This window comes from Pantoea sp. GL120224-02 (assembly GCF_900215395.1).
Classification (GTDB): domain Bacteria; phylum Pseudomonadota; class Gammaproteobacteria; order Enterobacterales; family Enterobacteriaceae; genus Pantoea; species Pantoea communis.
The window spans coordinates 96925-115657 of sequence record NZ_OBEC01000002.1; the positions used below are offsets into that span (position 1 = coordinate 96925).

Genomic DNA, 18733 nt, shown 5'->3' on the forward strand with positions numbered 1-18733 from the left:
GAGTAACACGATGCATAAAACGGAATGAATCATGGCTTCATTGCAAATTTCGCAAGGCATATTTCACCTTAGCGACACCCGAGCACTGTCCCTCAACGATCTGACTCTCAAAAGCGGCGAAAGCTGGGCCTTTGTCGGCGCCAACGGCAGCGGTAAATCCTCCCTGGCGCGCGCACTTTCTGGTGAACTCTCGCCGGGTAAAGGCGCGGTTACTCAGGACTTTCAGCGTCGCACGCGCCTCTCGCTGGAGCAGCTGCAAAAGCTGGTGGCGCAGGAGTGGGAACGCAATAACACCGATCTGTTGAGTGAAGGCGAAGACGATACCGGTCGCACTGCCGCACAGATCATTCAGGATGAAGTGAAAGATGAGGCGCGCTGTCAGGCGCTGGCCCAGCAGTTTGGTATCACTTATCTGCTCGATCGCCGCTTCAAATACCTCTCCACCGGCGAGACGCGCAAAACCTTGCTGTGCCAGGCGCTGATGGCGCAGCCCGATTTATTGATTCTCGATGAGCCTTTCGATGGGTTAGATGTCGCCTCGCGCGCCAGCCTGGCGGAGACGCTGAGCGATCTGCACCAGCATGGCTTTACCGTGGTGCTGGTGCTCAACCGCTTTGACGATATTCCTGACTTTGTGCAGCAGGTCGGAGTACTCGCCGAGTGCACCCTGACCCACGTGGGCGAACGCCAGGCGATACTGGCAGAAGCACTGGTGGCGCAACTGGCACACAGTGAGAAACTCGACGGCATGGCGTTGCCAGAAGCGGATGCACCGGATCAGTTGCCGCAGCTGGCAGAAGACGCGCCACGCGTGATTCTGCGGAATGGCGTGGTGTCGTATAACGATAAAGCGGTGATCGATGGGCTGAGCTGGCAGGTGAATCCCGGCGAGCACTGGCAAATTGTGGGGCCCAACGGCGCGGGTAAATCCACTCTGTTAAGCCTGGTGACTGGCGATCATCCGCAAGGCTACAGCAACGATTTAACTCTGTTTGGTATTCGTCGCGGCAGCGGTGAAACCATTTGGGACATCAAACAGCACATTGGTTACGTCAGCAGCAGTTTGCATCTCGATTATCGCGTCAGCTGTAACGTGCGCACCGTGGTGCTGTCCGGCTTTTTCGATTCGATCGGCTTGTATCAACCCGCTTCGGATCGGCAGAAAGCGCTGGCGCGCCAGTGGCTGGCCTTATTGGGTATGGACAATCATCTGGCCGATGCGCCGTTCCACGGTTTGTCATGGGGCCAGCAGCGCCTGGTGCTGATTGCACGTGCGCTGGTCAAACACCCTACCTTGTTGATTCTGGATGAGCCGCTGCAGGGATTGGATCCGATTAACCGCCAGCTGGTGCGCCGCTTTGTTGATGTGCTGATTGGTGAAGGACGAACGCAGTTACTGTTTGTCTCACACCATGCCGAAGATGCGCCGCAGTGTATTACTCATCGCCTGAGCTTTGTGAAGCAGGATGAAGGGTACGGATTCCAGCAGGATGATTTGCGCTAACCTCGTTGTCATCCACACCGCCCCTGCATCGTAGGGGCATATTTATGCTTCAATCCGGTCGCCAGCTAAACCCTTTTACATTGTCGTGTGTGCATTGGTATGCACCTCATTGAATAGCTGATGTAACCGCTACCATTTACTCGCCTGGTATTTCAGCAAACGCGCGCTTTAACCCCACAAAATGAGAATCGTCACCTTGTGTAAACGATACCATTTATCCAGACTGGATCACGCTTTGGGGCTGGCCTTTGTGCTACCTTGATCGCAGTGATTTTGATCCGTTTGCCGTTTACCAGGACTCGTTATGGAAAAATTTAATCCGGTTGATCATCCGCATCGCCGTTATAACCCATTGATCGATCAGTGGGTGTTGGTCTCACCGCATCGTGCCAAGCGTCCGTGGCAGGGTGCACAGGAAACGCCTGCGCTGGAACAACTGCCTGCGCATGATCCTGATTGCTTCCTGTGTGCCGGCAACACCCGCATCACCGGGGATAAAAACCCCGATTATAAAACCACCTATGTTTTCACCAACGACTTTGCCGCGCTGATGACCGATACACCCGATGCGCCGCAAAGCGACGATCTGCTGATGCGCTGTGAGAGCGCACGCGGCACCAGCCGAGTAATTTGCTTCTCACCTGACCACAGTAAAACGCTGCCGGAACTGCCGCTCAGTGGACTGGAAGATATTGTGCGCACCTGGCAAGAGCAGACCGCCGATCTCGGTCAGCACTATCCATGGGTGCAGGTGTTTGAGAACAAAGGCGCAGCGATGGGCTGCTCAAATCCCCATCCGCACGGCCAGATCTGGGCTAACAGTTTTCTGCCTAATGAAGTGCAAAAAGAAGATGATAATCAGCGCCGCTACTTTGACGAAAAAGGTTCGCCGATGCTGGTGGATTACGCCGCACGCGAGCTGAAAGATGGCAGCCGCACCGTGGTAGAAACCGAACACTGGCTGGCCGTGGTGCCATGGTGGGCGGCGTGGCCGTTTGAAACCCTGCTGCTGCCAAAAGCCCACATCAAACGCATCACAGACTTGACCGCTGCTCAGCGCAGCGATCTGGCGCTAGCGCTTAAACAGCTCACCAGCCGCTATGACAACCTGTTCCAGTGCTCCTTCCCCTACTCAATGGGCTGGCACGGCGCGCCGTTTAACGGCGAAGCCAACGATCACTGGCAGCTGCATGCCCACTTCTATCCACCGCTGCTGCGTTCAGCCACGGTGCGCAAATTTATGGTTGGCTATGAAATGCTGGCCGAAACCCAACGTGATTTAACGGCGGAACAGGCAGCAGAACGTCTGCGTTCTGTCAGCGATATCCATTTCCGCGAGGCGCAATAAATGTCATTAAAGTCCACTACTCAACAGGTTTTCGCTGACACCTTTGGCTATCAACCGACGCACAGCATTCAGGCGCCGGGCCGCGTGAATCTGATTGGTGAGCACACCGATTACAACGACGGCTTCGTGCTGCCGTGCGCCATTGATTACCAGACGGTGATTGCCTGCGCCAAACGTGACGACCGCCAGGTGCGCGTGGTTGCTGTTGATTATGACAATCAACAGGACAGCTTCTCACTGGATGCGCCGATTGAAGCGTTAAAAGAGCCGATGTGGGCCAACTACGTACGCGGCGTGGTGAAACACCTGCAGCAGCGTGATGCGAGTTTCGGCGGCGCGGATCTGGTGATCAGCGGCAACGTGCCACAGGGTGCAGGTCTGAGTTCATCGGCGTCGCTGGAAGTGGCAGTCGGCACCGTATTCCAGCAGCTGTATCAGCTGAAGCTGGATGGTGCAGCCATCGCGGTTAACGGTCAGGAAGCGGAAAACCAGTTCGTCGGCTGCAACTGCGGCATCATGGACCAGCTGATTTCCGCGCTGGGTCAGCCCGATCACGCCATGCTGCTGGACTGCCGCACACTCGGCACACGCGCCGTCTCGATGCCGGAAGATGTCGCGGTGGTGATCATCAACTCCAACTTCCGCCGCAGCCTGGTGGGCAGCGAGTACAACACCCGCCGTGAGCAGTGCGAAACCGGTGCACGCTTCTTCAACAAACCGGCGCTGCGCGATGTCACGCTGGAAGAGTTTGCCGCGTCGGAATCGCAGCTGGATGCGCTGGTGGCAAAACGTGTACGCCATGTCATCACCGAAAATGCCCGTACGCTGGAAGCCGCCGATGCGCTGAGCAGTGGCGATCTGAAGCGCATGGGTGAACTGATGGCTGAATCCCACGCCTCAATGCGTGATGATTTTGAAATCACCGTTCCGCCTATCGATCAGCTGGTTGAGATCGTTAAGGCTGAAATCGGTCCGCGTGGCGGCGTGCGCATGACCGGCGGCGGTTTTGGCGGCTGCATCGTGGCACTGATGCCAACCGAACTGGTGGATCAGGTGAAAGCCGCGGTTGCCGAAAAATACGAAGCGCAGACCGGCATCAAAGAAACCTTCTACGTGTGCAAAGCGTCAGCAGGAGCAGGCCAATGGTAAGCGACGTCAACTCTCATGCGCCAGACGGGCAACCGTGGCGCATGACCGTGCTGCGCAATCGCAACGGCATGGTGGTCACTTTTATGGATTGGGGCGCGACCTGGCTCTCCGCGCGCGTGCCGATGCAGGATGGCAGCGTACGTGAAGCGCTGCTCGGCTGCGCCACACCATCGGATTATCTGCATCAGGATGCTTACCTGGGTGCGACCGTTGGCCGCTACGCCAACCGCATCGCTTCGGCTGAGCTTAAGCCGCTAAATCTGCTGCTGGCCGCTAATCAGGGTGCGCATCAACTGCACGGCGGACCGGAAGGCTTCGATAAGCGCCGCTGGCAAATTGTCAGCCAGAGCGAGACCGAAGTGCACTATCGTATCGATTCACCCGATGGCGATCAGGGTTTTCCCGGCAACCTGATTGCCGATGTGATTTACCATCTTGACGATGATAACTGCCTGTCGATCACCTATGACGCGCAGACCGACAAGCCCTGCCCGGTGAACCTCACCAACCATGCTTACTTCAATCTTGACGCGCATCATGGCGATGCACGCCAGCATCGCTTACAACTGCACGCGGATCGTTACTTACCGGTCGATAGCGAAGGCATCCCTAACGCGCCACTGAAAGCCGTGGCCGGCACCAGCTTCGATTTCAATCAACCGAAGTGTGTGATGGATGACTTCCTCGCCGATGACGATCAAAAAGCGGTGAAAGGCTATGACCACGCGTTTCTGCTCAGCACCGCTGGCGACAGCACTCAGCCCGCCGCCGAACTGTGGTCGGCCGATGGCAAACTGGCGCTGACCGTGTTTACCGCCGCACCGGCGCTGCAGTTCTACTCCGGCAACTATCTGGATGGAACACGCGCCCGTGAACAGGGCAGCTATACTGCTTTCCAGGGCATCGCGTTGGAGAGTGAATTTTTACCGGATTCGCCCAACCATACCGAGTGGCCGCAGCCTGATTGCTGGCTGCAACCCGGCGATCGCTGGCAGTCTGTGACGCGTTATCGCTTCACACCGCAGTAAGCCAGCGGATGAAAAACGCGCACTGCGTTAGCGACAGGCTTACGCCGTGCGTTGTTTTCCGCTATGGTATGGCGCTATCAGTGTGCCGCTTTTCAGGTGGCCGCAGCCGGTTTCTATAATCATCGAAACATCAAGCATTAAGGAGTTAAGCTATGGCCGTAACTAAGCTGGTTCTGGTGCGACACGGCGAAAGCCAGTGGAACCAGGAAAACCGCTTCACCGGATGGTATGACGTGGATCTGTCAGACAAAGGTCGCACCGAAGCCAAAGCAGCCGGTCAGCTGCTGAAGAAAGAAGGTTTCGTGTTTGATTTCGCTTATACCTCAGTGCTGAAACGCGCCATCCACACCCTGTGGAACGTGCTGGATGAGCTGGATCAGGCGTGGCTGCCGGTTGAGAAAACCTGGCGTCTGAACGAGCGTCACTACGGTGCGCTGCAGGGTCTGGATAAAGCTGAAACCGCCGCCAAATACGGCGACGATCAGGTAAAACAGTGGCGTCGTGGCTTTGCCATCACCCCACCAGAACTGGATCGTGCGGATGAGCGTTTCCCGGGCCATGACCCACGTTACGCATCACTGACCGACGCACAGCTGCCAACCACCGAGAGCCTGGCACTGACCATCGAACGTGTTATTCCTTACTGGAATGAAAGCATTCTGCCGCGCATCAAAAGCGGTGAGAAAGTGATCATTGCAGCACACGGTAACTCACTGCGTGCGTTGGTAAAATACCTCGATAACCTTAGCGAAGATGAAATCCTCGAACTGAACATCCCAACTGGCGTGCCGTTGGTGTATGAGTTCGATGAGAACTTCAAACCGCTGAAGCGTTACTACCTGGGTGATGCCGACGAGATTGCCGCGAAAGCTGCAGCCGTGGCTAACCAGGGTAAAGCCAAGTAATTCCCGGCTTAAAAACAAAAAGGCCAGACGCGAGTCTGGCCTTTTTTATTGCGCGTTAAGCAATTAGCCGCGGCGTTGTTTGATCGCCTGCGCCAGTTGACGCAAGGCTTTCTCGGTGTCTTCCCAGCCGATGCAGGCATCTGTGACGCTCTGGCCGTAAACCAGCTCTTTACCGCTGTCGAGGCTCTGATTCCCTTCCACCAGATGGCTCTCGATCATCACGCCAGTAATCGCCTGCTCACCGCCCGCGATCTGCTGTGCCACGTCATCAGCTACAACCATCTGACGCTGGAACTGCTTGCTGCTGTTGGCATGGCTAAAGTCGATCATCACCTGCGGACGCAAGCCGGCTTTCTCCAGTCCGGTTTTCACCGCAGCCACGTGCTCTGCACTGTAGTTCGGCTCTTTACCGCCGCGCAAAATGATATGGCAATCTTCGTTACCGCTGGTTTCGACAATCGCCGAATGACCGAATTTGGTAACAGAGAGGAAGCAGTGCGGCGCGCTGGCGGCACCAATCGCGTCGATGGCCACTTTGATGGTGCCATCGGTGCCGTTTTTGAAGCCGACCGGGCAAGATAAACCGGAAGAGAGTTCACGATGCACCTGGGATTCAGTGGTACGCGCACCAATCGCGCCCCAGCTCATCAGATCCGCCATATATTGTGGGGTGATCATATCAAGGAACTCGCCTGCCGCTGGCAGACCGATGTCGTTGATGTCCACCAGCAGCTTACGCGCCAGACGCAGGCCATCGTTGATCTGGAAGCTGCCATCCATAAACGGATCGTTGATCAGCCCTTTCCAGCCCACCGTGGTACGCGGTTTTTCGAAATAAACACGCATGACCACTTCCAGCTCGCCTTTCAACTCGTCACGCAGCGTCAGCAGACGGCTCGCATACTCTTTAGCGGCTTCGGTATCGTGGATTGAGCAAGGACCGATCACCACCAGCAGACGATCGTCCTGACCGTGCAGAATGCGGTGAATCGCCTGACGTGCCTGAGCAACGGTTTCAGCGGCTTTATCGGTAGCGGGGAATTTTTCGAGCAAAGCAACAGGCGGTAATAATTCTTTGATTTCTCTGATGCGTAAATCGTCGTTCTGATAATCCATACATAATTCCATTCAAATTTCTGGCCCCGCGTACGCCGGGCGCAACCCGTTAAATGTATCCCTTCAGGCTGCGAGTGTAAATTCCACGCTCGCGTAAATGCTTCTGTGAAATTTGCATTTATACGCTCATGAACTAAGCTTTTTAAACGTAAGCACTGAGGAATGAGGTTCTTGCGATATTTAATTTTTAAGCGAAGCGTTAACGATGGAATTATATTCCGTCACGGTACGTTATTTTCGTCACTCAACACCCGTGGTGTTTGACGGCAACTCTCCATCGATTAAAGGAGCATAATGATGAATAAGTTTGCAATTATCTTTCTGACGGCAGCGATGACCCTGGGCAGCGGTGCAGCAATGGCTGCAGCGAATAATAATGGTGAAGCGAATGCCTCAGCGGAAGCTGGCGCGGCTGCAGGTGGCGCTAAACAGAATCTGCCACCGAATAATGTTGATAACAGCAAAATCAATAATGGCAGCACTAATACTAACAGTGCGGCGACTTCCGGCACTGATTCCAGCAATATGTCCGCTGAAGAAGTTCACAAAAATACCATGTGTAAAGATGGTAAATGCCCGGATGTGAATAAAAAAGTTGAAACGAAGGAAGGTGGCGGAGACGTCAACAAGAAAACTGACGGCACTTCACAGTAATCTTTTTTTAGTCACGCAAAGGGAGGGCTTCGGCTCTCCCTTTGTATTTCCGCTGGTGCTTTTCCGCTATGCTGAATCCATGAATTTCAGAGGAACTGTTTCATGGCTTCACTGCTGCTTATTGATGACCATCCGTTAGTTGAAGTCGCGCTGGAAGCGGCCTGTGTTCACTCCCCTATCCCGGTAAAACTGCACGCCGCCGCGACTGAAGCTGAAGCACGCCAGCTTTTACAGCAGCATCAATTTGATCTCATCGTGCTCGATATCGGCTTGCCGGATAGCGATGGCCTCGAATTATTGCGCCGTTTGCGCGCCCGTGATCCAAATTGCCCGGTGTTGATCTATTCCGCACAGCAGAGTCGCCACACTTTGCTGAGTGCCGTGTCGCTCGGTGCGGCGGGCTATGTGGTAAAGAGCCAGAGCATGGCGCAATTGCTGAGTGCGATTCTGGCGGTGCTTGGCGGTCAGCAAGCGTTTCCACCGCTGCCCGAGCGAATCGAGCTGCCGCTCACCGAGAAAGAACAGCAAATTGTCGCGCTGCTGGTGCGCGGGCTGTCTAATTTGCAGATTGGCGAGCAGCTGCATATCAGCAATAAAACCGTCAGCACCCACAAGAAAAACATTCTGGAGAAAACCGGCGTGCAGTCGGTGGTGGAGCTGGCCGAACTGTGGAAAGCCCAACAGTGAAAGTCATCTTGTGGCTGTGTCTGCTGTTGATCAGCTTAACGGCTCGCGCCGACTTACAGCCCGCCAGCAGCGTCATGCTCCCCGCCATGATGCCCGCACCGCATGTCGAGCCATGGCCGCAACCGACCTTACGCGTTGCCGTCCCGGCGCAAAACAGCGCGCCCTGGGCGATGCGCATTGGCGATCGTATCTGGGGGATTGATGCCGATTACCTTAGCGCGCTGAGCCAACTCACCGGCACGCGCTTTAGCCTGCAAAGTTACGCCGCTCGTTCGCAGCAGCTGGCGGCACTGGAGCGTGGTGAGGTCGATTTCGTATTGAGCAACGAACATGCACAGCTGCCGGAAAACATCCTGGTCAGCGACAGCTGGGTTAACAGCCCGATCCGCATTTACCGCAATCGTGATAATCAACGCGCGGTGATGTTCAACAGTGAAAACGCCCAGCTCACCATCGCGCAAGCCACACTGGCGCAGCTGCCTGATGCCTTTGTGCAAAACCATCGCTGGCACAGCCTGCCGGGCGATTTGCAGGCGCTGTATGCGCTGCTCAATCAGCAGAGTGACTATCTGGTGGCGGATGAAACCAGCGCTGGCTTTCTGCTGAATCAGCTGCAGCAGGGACAGATTTATCAGATCACCGCCGATCCGGGGGCGGGTGAACTGTCGCTACGCGCACTGGCACGCGATCCCACGCTGATCCACTGGCTCAATACCCAGCTGCGCCTGCTGCCCGCGGAGTTCAGTAATCGCGTGCAACAGCGCTGGAGCCCGCCTTTGCTGCGTTATCAGGATACGCAAACGCTGATGCTGTCGGCTGCTGAGAAGCAATGGCTGGCCGCACAGAGCGAGATTCCTTATGCCGCAGAAGTGGATAATGCCCCCTGGAGCTATCGCGATGGCAACGGCAATGCGCGCGGCTTTGGTATTGATCTGCTTAATGCGTTAAGCCAAAGCACCGGGCTGCGTTTCACACCGCGCTGGGTGAGCAATCCCCAACAGGCGCAGACGCTGATGCAGCAACATAAGGTGATGCTGAATTTGCTACAACCCCTGAACGGCGACGATACCAGCAGCAACACATTGCCAGTGTGGCGCGCGATTTGGGGGATTTACACGCTTAATACGCAGCAGCCGATGAGCTGGCAATCCCTGCAACATCAGCGAGTGGGCGTACTGCGCGCCGATCTGGCGCAACGGCTGCTGCCTGAGAACATCACGCCCCAACTGTTCGATGACCGTGCCCAGCTCTGGCAAGCCCTGAACAGCGGTCAGATTGATGCACTGGTAGATAATGTCCTGTCTGCACGCTGGCGCATGGCCAGCCACGCGGATAATCGTATCCATTTAGCCTTTGCCGCCAGCGATGTTGCCTGGCCGCTGGCACCTCAGGTAAGCCAGGATCAGCCGCAACTCCAGGGGTTGCTGGATCATGCACTGCAGCAAATCCCAGCGGATACGCTTAATCAGATGCGCATTAACTGGTCGCAGCCGCCCCAGCCAGGCACCACTATGGCGATGCGCAATGTGCCGCTGATGATTTTGATGGCGGCCGGGATGATCATTTTGCTGCTGTTAGTGCTGCTGCTGCGCCGCTACCTGCAACAGCGGCGCGATCGCCTGCAGCGTGAACAAGCAGAGCGCGCTAACGCCGCCAAAAGCCAGTTCCTTGCCACTGCCAGCCACGAATTGCGCACGCCAATGCAGGCGATTCTCGGCCTGCTGGAACTCGAACAGCAGCAGCATCCTAGCGAGCGTTTGACACTGATGCACAGCAGTGCGCGCTCGCTGATGGCGCTACTGAACGATCTGCAAGACCATGCACGCATTGAAAATCAGAGTTTTCGCCTGGCACCGCATCCGCTCCATCTGGCAGATTGGCTGCAGCAACAGCTGCAGTTCTATCACCCTTTGATGCGCGAATCCGGTCCGGTGTTGTTGGTTGAGGAGCTCACGCCCTTGCCGACGCGCGTGATGCTGGATGGCGATCGCCTGCAGCAGGTGGTGAACAATCTGGTGGCCAACGCGCTGAAATTCACGCGCCAGGGTGAAGTCAGGCTGTCGCTCGCCGTCACCGATCAGATTCAGTTAACGGTCGCCGACAGCGGCAGCGGTATTCCACTCAGCGAACAAGCGCAGCTGTTTGAACCCTGGTATCAGGCACCGTCGGGCAAAAGCCACGCCGTGCAGGGCAGCGGCCTGGGGTTGTTTATCTGCCGTGAGATAGTGCAACGTATGGGCGGTGAGCTGACGCTGACATCCGAACCGGATAAAGGCACTACGGTGGAGGTGCGATTACCGCTCGATATCTGTGAAGATGCGCCCACCGAGCGCCCTGCTGACTGGCCACGCTATCCGCATCTGCGCGTGGCGATTGTTGATGACCATCCCACCAATCTGTTGGTCTTGCAGCAGCAGCTGGCTCGATTCGCTATCACGGCGCAGGTATTCGAAGAGGGGCGCAGCCTGTTGCGCGCCGATGCGCTTCAGCCGTTTGATGTGCTGTTGATTGACCAGATGATGCCGCGTCCGGATGGATTAACACTGCTGCGCATTTTACGCCGCCGCCAGCAGCGACGCAGCAAACCGGCACTGCGCGTACTCTGCTCCGCCGACGTGCAATTGCTGAAGGTAGCGTTGCAAGAAGACGAAGCGCTGTTGTTGAAACCGATTGAGCTGGATGATCTCGCGGCTCTGCTGGCACGCACGGTGCGCGATCCTCTCCGACAGCTGCCCGACAGTTTAATGATTCTGGCCCAGCACAATGAGGCCTTTATCCCGCGCATTTGCCAGACACTGCAACGCACGCTGCAGCAGGATCGCGATGCGCTACTGGCGGCCAGCGTCGAGCATGACTGGCCCGCTGTCGAGCGTGCCGCACACCGCATGAAAGGCAGCTGGCTGTTGCTCGGCATGGATGAGATTGCCGAATACTGTCAGCAGCTCACCGATCAGGCAAAACAGCAGCGTCTGGACGATGATGCCCTCAATTTACTGATATCATTAATGAACAGGTTACTGGAACAACTGGAAAGTTATGGCACACACTCATTCTCACGGCGCGCATAACGGCAATCGTACGCGTCTGGCGGCGGCGTTTGGCGTCACCGCGCTGTTTATGATTGCCGAAGTGATTGGTGGCGTGGTATCGGGTTCGCTGGCGCTGCTGGCGGATGCCGGACATATGCTCACTGACGCCGCCGCGCTGTTGATGGCGCTGCTGGCCGTGCAGTTTGCTCAGCGCAAACCCAGCGCCCGCCACACCTTTGGCTTACTGCGCCTCACCACACTTGCCGCCTTTGTGAATGCCATCGCGCTGCTGGTGATTACGGCACTGATTGTCTGGGAAGCGCTGCGCCGTTTCTATCAACCTCAGCCGGTTGCTGGCGGATTAATGCTGGGGATTGCGATTGCCGGTTTGCTGGCTAATTTGCTCTCTTTCTGGCTGTTACATCGTGGCAGTGAAGAAAAAAATCTCAACGTACGTGCGGCAGCACTGCATGTGTTGGGCGATCTGCTCGGCTCCGTTGGCGCGATTGTTGCCGCTATCATTATCATGCTGACCGGCTGGACGCCGATCGATCCGATTCTCTCACTGCTGGTTTCGCTATTGGTGGTACGCAGTGCGTGGTCGTTGCTGCGGGAAAGTCTGCATGAGCTGCTGGAAGGCGCGCCGAGCGGGATTAACGTGGATAAACTGGCACGCGAGCTGACACGCAACATCGCGGAAGTGCGCAATGTGCATCATGTGCATGTGTGGCAGGTGGGAGAGAAGCCGGTGCTGACATTACATGTGCAGGTGATCCCACCTTACGATCACGACGGGCTGCTGGTGCGTATTCATCAGTATTTGCATGAGCACTATCAGATTGCGCACGCCACTGTGCAGATGGAGTACCAGCCATGTACCGGTCATGATTGCGAACTCTGCGCGGAGCAGAGCTCGCATCATCACTCACATGAACATCTCACGCTGGATGGTCACGCCCATCACCATCACTGATTCGACAGCGCGCGCGACCCGTGTTCGCGCGCACTTTGCATCCACAAGCGGGAACCGTTAAGCGCGATCAACGTCAGAATCGCGTATTCCAGCGACATCGCATACACGCCCTGACGCGCAAAGATCATCACACTAATTACGTTGATCACCCCCCACAGCAGCCAGTTCTCGACATATTTCCGCGTCATCAGAATCATCGCCACAATCGACAGCACCATCATGCAGGAATCCCAGAACGGGAAGGCATCCGGCTGCAGTTGCGGCATCGTCACGTTCAGGCCAAGGCCCTGCATGATGCCCACGGCGGTTTGAGTCAGAAACGCGAACACCGGATCGATATATAGCGTCATCAGCGCAATGGCGATGACGCACGCTGCGCCCCAACCAAGCGCCTTCGGCAACGGCAACCAGCGAATTTTCAGTGCGGCTTCATTGGCGGTGTTTTGTCGACTCCACGCGTACCAGCCGTAAACATTGGCGACAAAGAAGAACAGCTGCAGCAGTAAGCTGGCATACAGCTGAATCTGGAAGAAGATCACCGCAAACAAGGTGACGTTAATCAGCCCGAAGAAGTAGTTGATGATCTTTTCCTGGCTGGCGAGCCAGATACACAGCAGACCCGCAATGGTGCCCACCGCCTCGATCCATGACAGGTCGTAGCCACCCACGCCAATAGGAATGTGAACCAAAATATTTTGTGTGCTGAAGAAGTCCATGATCTGCACCTGTATGAAAGCCGCCTTACGCGTTCCCTTTCACCTTGAGTTTGAGTTGTGCTGCAAAGTCTAGCATGCGGTTAAGCGGTATCAATGCGGCTTCGCGCAGCGCATCATCGACATGGATTTCATGCTCGCTGCCGCCGTGCTCCAGCCCTTCGGCAATGGCTTTCAGGCCATTCATCGCCATCCACGGACAGTGCGCGCAGCTGCGACAGGTCGCGCCCTCACCTGCCGTCGGCGCTTCCAGCAGTTCTTTGTCCGGCACCGCCTGCTGCATCTTGTAGAAGATGCCGCGATCGGTGGCAACGATCATTTGCGGATGCGGCAGGTTTTTCGCCGCCTGAATCAGCTGGCTGGTGGAGCCGACAGCATCCGCCAGATCGACGATCGCCTGTGGGGATTCCGGATGTACGAGGATCGCGGCCTCCGGATAGAGCGTTTTCATGCGCTGCAGGGCCTGAGTTTTGAACTCGTCATGCACGATGCACGCGCCCTGCCAGCACAGCACGTCCGCTTTGGTCTGTTGGGTGACGTAACGGCCCAGATGGCGATCCGGTGCCCAGATAATTTTCTCACCAAGGCTGTCGAGATGTTCAATCAGCTCAACCGCAATACTGGAGGTGACAACCCAATCTGCGCGCGCTTTCACCGCGGCTGAGGTGTTGGCGTACACCACCACCGTACGGTCCGGATGTTCATCACAGAAGCGATTGAACTCCTCAATGGGGCAGCCAAGATCGAGTGAACACTCTGCATGCAGCGTCGGCATCAACACGGTTTTTTCCGGGCTGAGAATTTTGGCGGTTTCGCCCATAAAACGCACGCCCGCCACCAGCAGCGTTTTTGCCGGATGGGTGCTGCCGAAGCGCGCCATTTCCAGTGAGTCCGAGACGCAGCCGCCGGTCTCTTCCGCCAGCGCCTGAATTTCAGGATCGGTGTAGTAATGCGCGACCAGCACCGCATCGCGCTCTTTTAATAAGCGTTTGATTTCAGAGATGTAGTGGGATTTTTCATCCTGGCTGAGACGCGCCGGTTTCGGCGGAAAGGGATAAATCGCGCTTTCAGGATCGAACATCAGACTCATGACACGGCTCTCGTTTTCTCAATTTAACAAAATCGCCTGTTACAGCGATGATGCGGCATCAAAACCGCTATCGTGTTTTATATGCTAAACACGATAGCGGAATTGCGCGAGAGTGTCGTCTCTTTTTTATGCGGTTTACAAGCCACCTAACGATTTCTGCGGGTTTTCCAGTTCCAGCAAGAACGCTTTGACCGCCAGACCGCCTGCGAAGCCAGTGAGCTTACCGTTGCTGCCAACAACCCGATGGCAGGGCGCCATGATCGACAGAGGATTTTTACCGTTGGCCGCCCCCACCGCGCGCATGGCTTTCGGGTTGCCGATCTGTTCCGCGATTTGCTGATAGCTACGGGTTTCACCAAACGGAATGGTGAGCAGCGCTTGCCAGACTTTTTTCTGGAATTCAGTGCCGACCGTGTCGTAAGGCATGTCGAACTGCTGACGCTCTCCGGCGAAGTATTCACGCAGCTGGCGCTCCGCCTCACACAGAATCGGATGCTGATCGTTACGGCTGATGGGTTTCAGCGGCACGCGTTGCGAGCCTTCGTTTTCCCACAGAATAGCTGATAACCCGTTATCGGTCGCAATCAACGTCAGCTCACCAACTGGCGTGGGAATGATTTTGGCATGATACATAAGGCACCTCCGGCATAAATCAGTGTGTCATTATCGCACTTCTGCCGCGATAAACTGGCTGTTTTCGGTCATGAGCATAAACTGGTTAGCTGTCCGAAAGCAGCGAGTTTTGCTTTGCCACTTGCGCGACGATACCCAAAATAATGCAAGGCGCAAGAAGGCGGCAAACGAGAGACTCATCGAACAGTCGATTTGAACCGCGCTTGTGCTGCTCCGAAGGGGGAACCTTCTTCAGGAAGTTCATCCTCTCTCTGAGCTGACTTAAGTCAGTGATTCAGGGGAACGAGCGCAACCAACGCTTCTGAGCTTTGAATTCTGGAAGGTATATGCGGTTTATTAGCTGGAGACGATGATGTTTGATCCCGAGATTGCATACCAGGCGCTGACCTCGCGCGACAGTCGCTTCGACGGCGTGTTCTTTGTCGGCGTGACCTCAACCGGCATTTACTGTCGGCCCATTTGCCCGGTGAAAGCGCCGATGCAGAAGAACTGCCTGTTTTTTGGCAGCGCTGAAGCCGCCGAAAAAGCACATTTCAGGCCCTGCCTGCGCTGCCGTCCTGAGTTAGCGCCGGGCTTCGCACCGGTCGATAGTCATCACCGCATCGCCGATCGCTTGATTCGTCGCATCGAAGAGGGCTTGCTGGAAGAGCAAGAGACACTGGCCGACATCGCCGGCGAGTTTAACCTGAGTGAGCGCCAGCTTCGCCGCGTGATCCAGCAGGAGTTGGGCGTGTCACCATTGGAGTTGCGCCAAACGCGGCGCATGCTGCTGGCGAAGCAACTCTTGACGGAGACTTCGTTGCCCGTTACCGAAATCGCCTACGCCAGCGGCTTTCGCAGTTTGCGCCGCTTTAATGATGTATTTCAGACTCGTTACCGTATGACGCCTTCGCGCCTGCGCAAGCAGAGTCAGCCGGAGAGCGTGACCACCGTACAAGAGAGCGCGGAATTGCGTCTGAGTTATCGCCCCCCTTATGACTGGGATGCCATTCTGGATTTTCTTCAGCAGCGCGTGATGAAAGAGGCCGAGTGGGTCAGTGAAGGTGCTTATCATCGCACCGTGGCGCTGGGGAACTGTCGGGGCTGGGTACGCGTCAGCCATTTGCCGGAGAAGCATGCGCTCAAGGTGCAGTTCACTACCACCTTAACGCCGGTTTTGCCTGCCCTTCTGCGTCGCCTGCGCGACCTGTTTGATCTCGATGCCCAACCACAGCGCATCAGCGAGCAGCTAAGCCAGGATCCGTTGTTAGCTGAGAGTCTGGCACGTTATCCTGGGTTACGCGTTCCTGGGGCGTTTGACGGCTTTGAGTTGGGGGTGCGCGCAATTCTTGGTCAGCAGGTGACGGTTAAGGCTGCGACCACCTTGAGCAGTCGTGTGGCGCAGCGGTTTGGCGAGCCATTAGTGACACCATGGCCGGAACTTTCTCGCCTGCCACCGACAGCGGAATCCCTCGCTAGCGCAACCATTGATGATATTGCCAGCCTCGGTATTGTGAGCGCTCGCTCGCAGGCGATTCAGGCGCTGGCACAGGCGTGTGCCTCCGGTGCGCTGCGCTTTAATGGCGCAGTGAATCCTGACGTGGTTCAGCAGCAGCTGCTGGCATTGAAAGGTGTAGGGCCATGGACGGCGAGTTATATCGCCATGCGCGCCCTGCGCTGGCCGGATGCGTTCCCTAAGGAGGATATTGCGATTCGTAATAACCTCGGTGGGGTGAGTGCCAAAGTGGCAGAGCAGTTATCGCAGGTTTGGCGCCCGTGGCGCAGCTATGCGGTGCTGCATATCTGGAAGAGTTTGACGCCTGATAAATCGGCTGAGAAAGAGAAAAAGGCATGACTGGGCCTTCTTTTCGGCAATGGGATCATCGCTTGTACACTCCAGTCACCTGCAAAACAAAGACAGTGCGTTTCAGTCAGCAATAAGGGGCGGTTGCGTAAAGACGCCGTGAATACATCCCTGTAGGCTCTGGTGGCGCATCCCTGCGCCACAAGCTTTACTCCATCGCCCCTTATTGCCGCCTTCATGGCACATCTCTGCGGTTTTTAAAAAGCATTAACCAAAGCCACATAAGTCCGGCAAGGCGGGAACGGAAGAGCGAAGCGTCCGAGCCATGGTTCGGGCTATTGATTTCACACTCAAGCCACAAGCAAAACAACGACAGTGCGTTTCAGTCAGCAATAAGGGGCGGTTACGTAAAGACGCCGTGAATACATCCCTGTAGGCTCTGGTGGCGCATCCCTGCGCCACAAGCTTTACTCCACAGCCCCTTATTGCCGCCTTCATGGCACATCTCTGCGTTTTTTAAAAGCATAACCTAAGCCACACAAGTCCGGCAAGGCGGGAGCGGAAGAGCGAAGCGTCCGAGCCATGGATGGCGAGGCCGATCCACAGGGATGTGAGATTCCTTCGCGATCCGTCCCGCCTTGACGGGCTGACGCACAGGCTCACAGCAATCCCACCAAATTTTAGTTCTGAATGAGACTCCTTTACCATCCGCCCACACGGAAAGAAAGACTGACACTTCGGACTCATAGCAAGTTCAGCTAAAATTTTTGAGAAGTGAAGATTTGAGAAACGCAGAAAAGCAAAAAGGCGCCTTTAGGGCGCCTTTCTACATAGTGGTGGGTCGTGCAGGATTCGAACCTGCGACCAATTGATTAAAAGTCAACTGCTCTACCAACTGAGCTAACGACCCGCTCGAGGAGCGGCTTACAACTTTAAACTTGATGGTGGGTCGTGCAGGATTCGAACCTGCGACCAATTGATTAAAAGTCAACTGCTCTACCAACTGAGCTAACGACCCATCAAGGTTGTGAAGCTTCTGAAGAAAACATCTAACATACAGCAGGTTAAGATGGTGGGTCGTGCAGGATTCGAACCTGCGACCAATTGATTAAAAGTCAACTGCTCTACCAACTGAGCTAACGACCCATCTTCAGGCTGCCGGACGCTTTGTTAAACTGCCCGGGCAACGGCGGCATATATTACTGATTTAGCGGGAGGGCGCAACCCTTATTTATCACCAAATCACTCAATTGCTTACCTTTCATGCTGCAAGACCAGAAATCATACGAAATCCGGTCTCTGCTGCACGAATTACATCCCAGCCAGACGCTTTTGCGCCAGCTTGGCAGATTCGCTGGTCGGGAATTGTTTGATCACTTGTTGATAGACCGCTTTGGCTTTCGCCGTATCGTTCTTCTCTTGCATGATCACGCCAACCTTAAACAGCGCTTCCGGGGCTTTCGGCGATTTCGCGTAATTCTTTACCACAGTGGCAAAATAATAAGCGGCATCATCTTTCTTGCCCTTGTTGTAATACAACTGACCGAGCCAGTAATTGGCATTGGGCTGGTAGGTGGAGTCAGGATACTTCTTCACCCACGCCTGCAGGGCCGTGATGGCCTGATCGAACTGTTTCTTCTCAAGAATCAGCGCAACTGCCGCATTGTAATCGGTATTCGCATCGCCGGTTTGTGCAGGGGCAGCGGAACTTCCACTGGCATTGCTACCACCTGCATCAGCGTTTCCCGCTGCTGCACCTGCGCCCGCCGCTGCGGCATCACCGCCACCGCTCGCCTGTGCCCCCGCATTACCGCTGCTCAACGTATCGATCTGCTGATAGAGCTGCTTCTGGCGCTCAATCACCTGATTAAGTTGATAGCTGTTCTGCTGGATTTGGCCGCGCAGCGAATCGATATCGCTTTGGTTGTCACTCATCTGCTGCTGCAACTGCTGCAGAAGCTGAGCCTGGGCATTGGAGATACGTTCAAGATTGGTGACACGGTCTTCGACCGAGCCTGAGCCAACGCTACTGATTGACGCCTGGGCATTAGCGGCCCAGGGGGCCGCTACGCCAACCAGTAACGACAGACTCAATAAATGAAGTCTGAAGTTACTCATCAT

Annotated in this window: 15 protein-coding genes and 3 tRNA genes; 10 read left to right on the top strand and 8 right to left on the bottom strand. The window is 55.7% G+C overall.

The annotated features are described in order from the left end of the window. Positions 1-31: 31 nt before the first annotated feature. The 5 genes from modF (at position 32) to gpmA (ending at position 5934) form a co-directional block, all read left to right on the top strand. Entirely contained in the window at positions 32-1504 is a 1473-nt protein-coding gene (modF, locus tag CRO33_RS05320) for a molybdate ABC transporter ATP-binding protein ModF (RefSeq protein WP_058961619.1), read from the top strand. Positions 1505-1808: 304 nt separating this feature from the next. Continuing rightward, complete coding sequence (galT, locus tag CRO33_RS05325; protein WP_097117400.1) at positions 1809-2852, top strand: galactose-1-phosphate uridylyltransferase; 1044 nt, start codon at positions 1809-1811, stop codon at positions 2850-2852. Next, positions 2853-4001: a galactokinase gene (gene galK, locus CRO33_RS05330; RefSeq protein ID WP_097117401.1), complete on the top strand. Its 1149-nt coding sequence runs from the start codon at positions 2853-2855 to the stop codon at positions 3999-4001. Next, positions 3995-5029: a galactose-1-epimerase gene (gene galM / locus CRO33_RS05335; RefSeq protein WP_097117402.1), complete on the top strand. Its 1035-nt coding sequence runs from the start codon at positions 3995-3997 to the stop codon at positions 5027-5029. The genes galK and galM overlap by 7 nt, the downstream gene beginning before the upstream one ends. A 152-nt stretch (positions 5030-5181) precedes the next feature. After that, on the top strand, positions 5182-5934 hold the full coding sequence (gene gpmA, locus CRO33_RS05340; protein ID WP_034821185.1) for a 2,3-diphosphoglycerate-dependent phosphoglycerate mutase: 753 nt from the start codon (positions 5182-5184) through the stop codon (positions 5932-5934). 63 nt (positions 5935-5997) lie between these two features. Here gpmA and aroG read toward each other — a convergent pair whose 3' ends face one another. After that, on the bottom strand, positions 5998-7050 hold the full coding sequence (gene aroG, locus CRO33_RS05345) for a 3-deoxy-7-phosphoheptulonate synthase AroG (RefSeq protein WP_034821187.1): 1053 nt from the start codon (positions 7048-7050) through the stop codon (positions 5998-6000). Between the two features lie 294 nt (positions 7051-7344). Here aroG and CRO33_RS05350 point away from each other — a divergent pair, with 294 nt between their 5' ends. The 4 genes from CRO33_RS05350 to zitB all read left to right on the top strand — a co-directional run bounded on the left by CRO33_RS05350 (position 7345) and on the right by zitB (position 12393). Continuing rightward, complete coding sequence (locus CRO33_RS05350) at positions 7345-7704, top strand: YbgS-like family protein (protein ID WP_097117403.1); 360 nt, start codon at positions 7345-7347, stop codon at positions 7702-7704. Between the two features lie 102 nt (positions 7705-7806). After that, positions 7807-8391, top strand: a complete 585-nt coding sequence (locus tag CRO33_RS05355; RefSeq protein WP_097117404.1) for a response regulator transcription factor — start codon at positions 7807-7809, stop codon at positions 8389-8391. Continuing rightward, positions 8373-11459 carry an ATP-binding protein gene (locus tag CRO33_RS05360; protein WP_097117405.1) on the top strand — a complete coding sequence of 1029 codons (3087 nt, stop codon included), beginning with the start codon at positions 8373-8375 and terminating at the stop codon, positions 11457-11459. The genes CRO33_RS05355 and CRO33_RS05360 overlap by 19 nt, the downstream gene beginning before the upstream one ends. Then, complete coding sequence (zitB, locus tag CRO33_RS05365; protein WP_097117406.1) at positions 11428-12393, top strand: CDF family zinc transporter ZitB; 966 nt, start codon at positions 11428-11430, stop codon at positions 12391-12393. The genes CRO33_RS05360 and zitB overlap by 32 nt, the downstream gene beginning before the upstream one ends. Here zitB and pnuC read toward each other — a convergent pair. The 3 genes from pnuC to CRO33_RS05380 form a co-directional block, all read right to left on the bottom strand. After that, positions 12387-13109 (bottom strand): nicotinamide riboside transporter PnuC, encoded by a 723-nt coding sequence (gene pnuC, locus CRO33_RS05370; RefSeq protein WP_097117407.1) that lies wholly within the window; start codon positions 13107-13109, stop codon positions 12387-12389. The two genes, zitB and pnuC, sit on opposite strands and share 7 nt — an antisense overlap. A gap of 25 nt (positions 13110-13134) precedes the next feature. Then, entirely contained in the window at positions 13135-14196 is a 1062-nt protein-coding gene (gene nadA / locus CRO33_RS05375; RefSeq protein ID WP_097117408.1) for a quinolinate synthase NadA, read from the bottom strand. 135 nt (positions 14197-14331) lie between these two features. After that, a complete protein-coding gene (locus CRO33_RS05380) occupies positions 14332-14829 on the bottom strand; it encodes a methylated-DNA--[protein]-cysteine S-methyltransferase (RefSeq protein ID WP_097117409.1) in 498 nt (165 codons plus the stop codon). 352 nt (positions 14830-15181) lie between these two features. Between CRO33_RS05380 and CRO33_RS05385 the strand changes: the two genes are divergently transcribed. After that, complete coding sequence (locus CRO33_RS05385; RefSeq protein WP_097117410.1) at positions 15182-16663, top strand: AlkA N-terminal domain-containing protein; 1482 nt, start codon at positions 15182-15184, stop codon at positions 16661-16663. 783 nt (positions 16664-17446) lie between these two features. Here the strand turns inward: CRO33_RS05385 and CRO33_RS05390 are convergent. From CRO33_RS05390 to cpoB, 4 genes are all read right to left on the bottom strand, one after another. After that, positions 17447-17522, bottom strand: a tRNA-Lys gene (locus tag CRO33_RS05390). A gap of 32 nt (positions 17523-17554) precedes the next feature. After that, positions 17555-17630 (bottom strand) — tRNA-Lys (locus CRO33_RS05395). A gap of 52 nt (positions 17631-17682) precedes the next feature. Beyond that, positions 17683-17758: transfer RNA gene (locus tag CRO33_RS05400), tRNA-Lys, on the bottom strand. A gap of 165 nt (positions 17759-17923) precedes the next feature. After that, positions 17924-18733: a cell division protein CpoB gene (gene cpoB, locus CRO33_RS05405; protein WP_058962357.1), complete on the bottom strand. Its 810-nt coding sequence runs from the start codon at positions 18731-18733 to the stop codon at positions 17924-17926.

Bases quoted from the DNA above. Each gene is read 5' to 3' on its own strand.
- modF (WP_058961619.1), top strand. From the start codon at position 32: ATGGCTTCATTGCAAATTTCGCAAGGCATATTTCACCTTAGCGACACC.
- galT (WP_097117400.1), top strand. From the start codon at position 1,809: ATGGAAAAATTTAATCCGGTTGATCATCCGCATCGCCGTTATAACCCA.
- galK (WP_097117401.1), top strand. From the start codon at position 2,853: ATGTCATTAAAGTCCACTACTCAACAGGTTTTCGCTGACACCTTTGGC.
- galM (WP_097117402.1), top strand. From the start codon at position 3,995: ATGGTAAGCGACGTCAACTCTCATGCGCCAGACGGGCAACCGTGGCGC.
- gpmA (WP_034821185.1), top strand. From the start codon at position 5,182: ATGGCCGTAACTAAGCTGGTTCTGGTGCGACACGGCGAAAGCCAGTGG.
- aroG (WP_034821187.1), bottom strand. From the start codon at position 7,050: ATGGATTATCAGAACGACGATTTACGCATCAGAGAAATCAAAGAATTA.
- CRO33_RS05350 (WP_097117403.1), top strand. From the start codon at position 7,345: ATGATGAATAAGTTTGCAATTATCTTTCTGACGGCAGCGATGACCCTG.
- CRO33_RS05355 (WP_097117404.1), top strand. From the start codon at position 7,807: ATGGCTTCACTGCTGCTTATTGATGACCATCCGTTAGTTGAAGTCGCG.
- zitB (WP_097117406.1), top strand. From the start codon at position 11,428: ATGGCACACACTCATTCTCACGGCGCGCATAACGGCAATCGTACGCGT.
- pnuC (WP_097117407.1), bottom strand. From the start codon at position 13,109: ATGGACTTCTTCAGCACACAAAATATTTTGGTTCACATTCCTATTGGC.
- nadA (WP_097117408.1), bottom strand. From the start codon at position 14,196: ATGAGTCTGATGTTCGATCCTGAAAGCGCGATTTATCCCTTTCCGCCG.
- CRO33_RS05380 (WP_097117409.1), bottom strand. From the start codon at position 14,829: ATGTATCATGCCAAAATCATTCCCACGCCAGTTGGTGAGCTGACGTTG.
- CRO33_RS05385 (WP_097117410.1), top strand. From the start codon at position 15,182: ATGTTTGATCCCGAGATTGCATACCAGGCGCTGACCTCGCGCGACAGT.
- cpoB (WP_058962357.1), bottom strand. From the start codon at position 18,733: ATGATGAGTAACTTCAGACTTCATTTATTGAGTCTGTCGTTACTGGTT.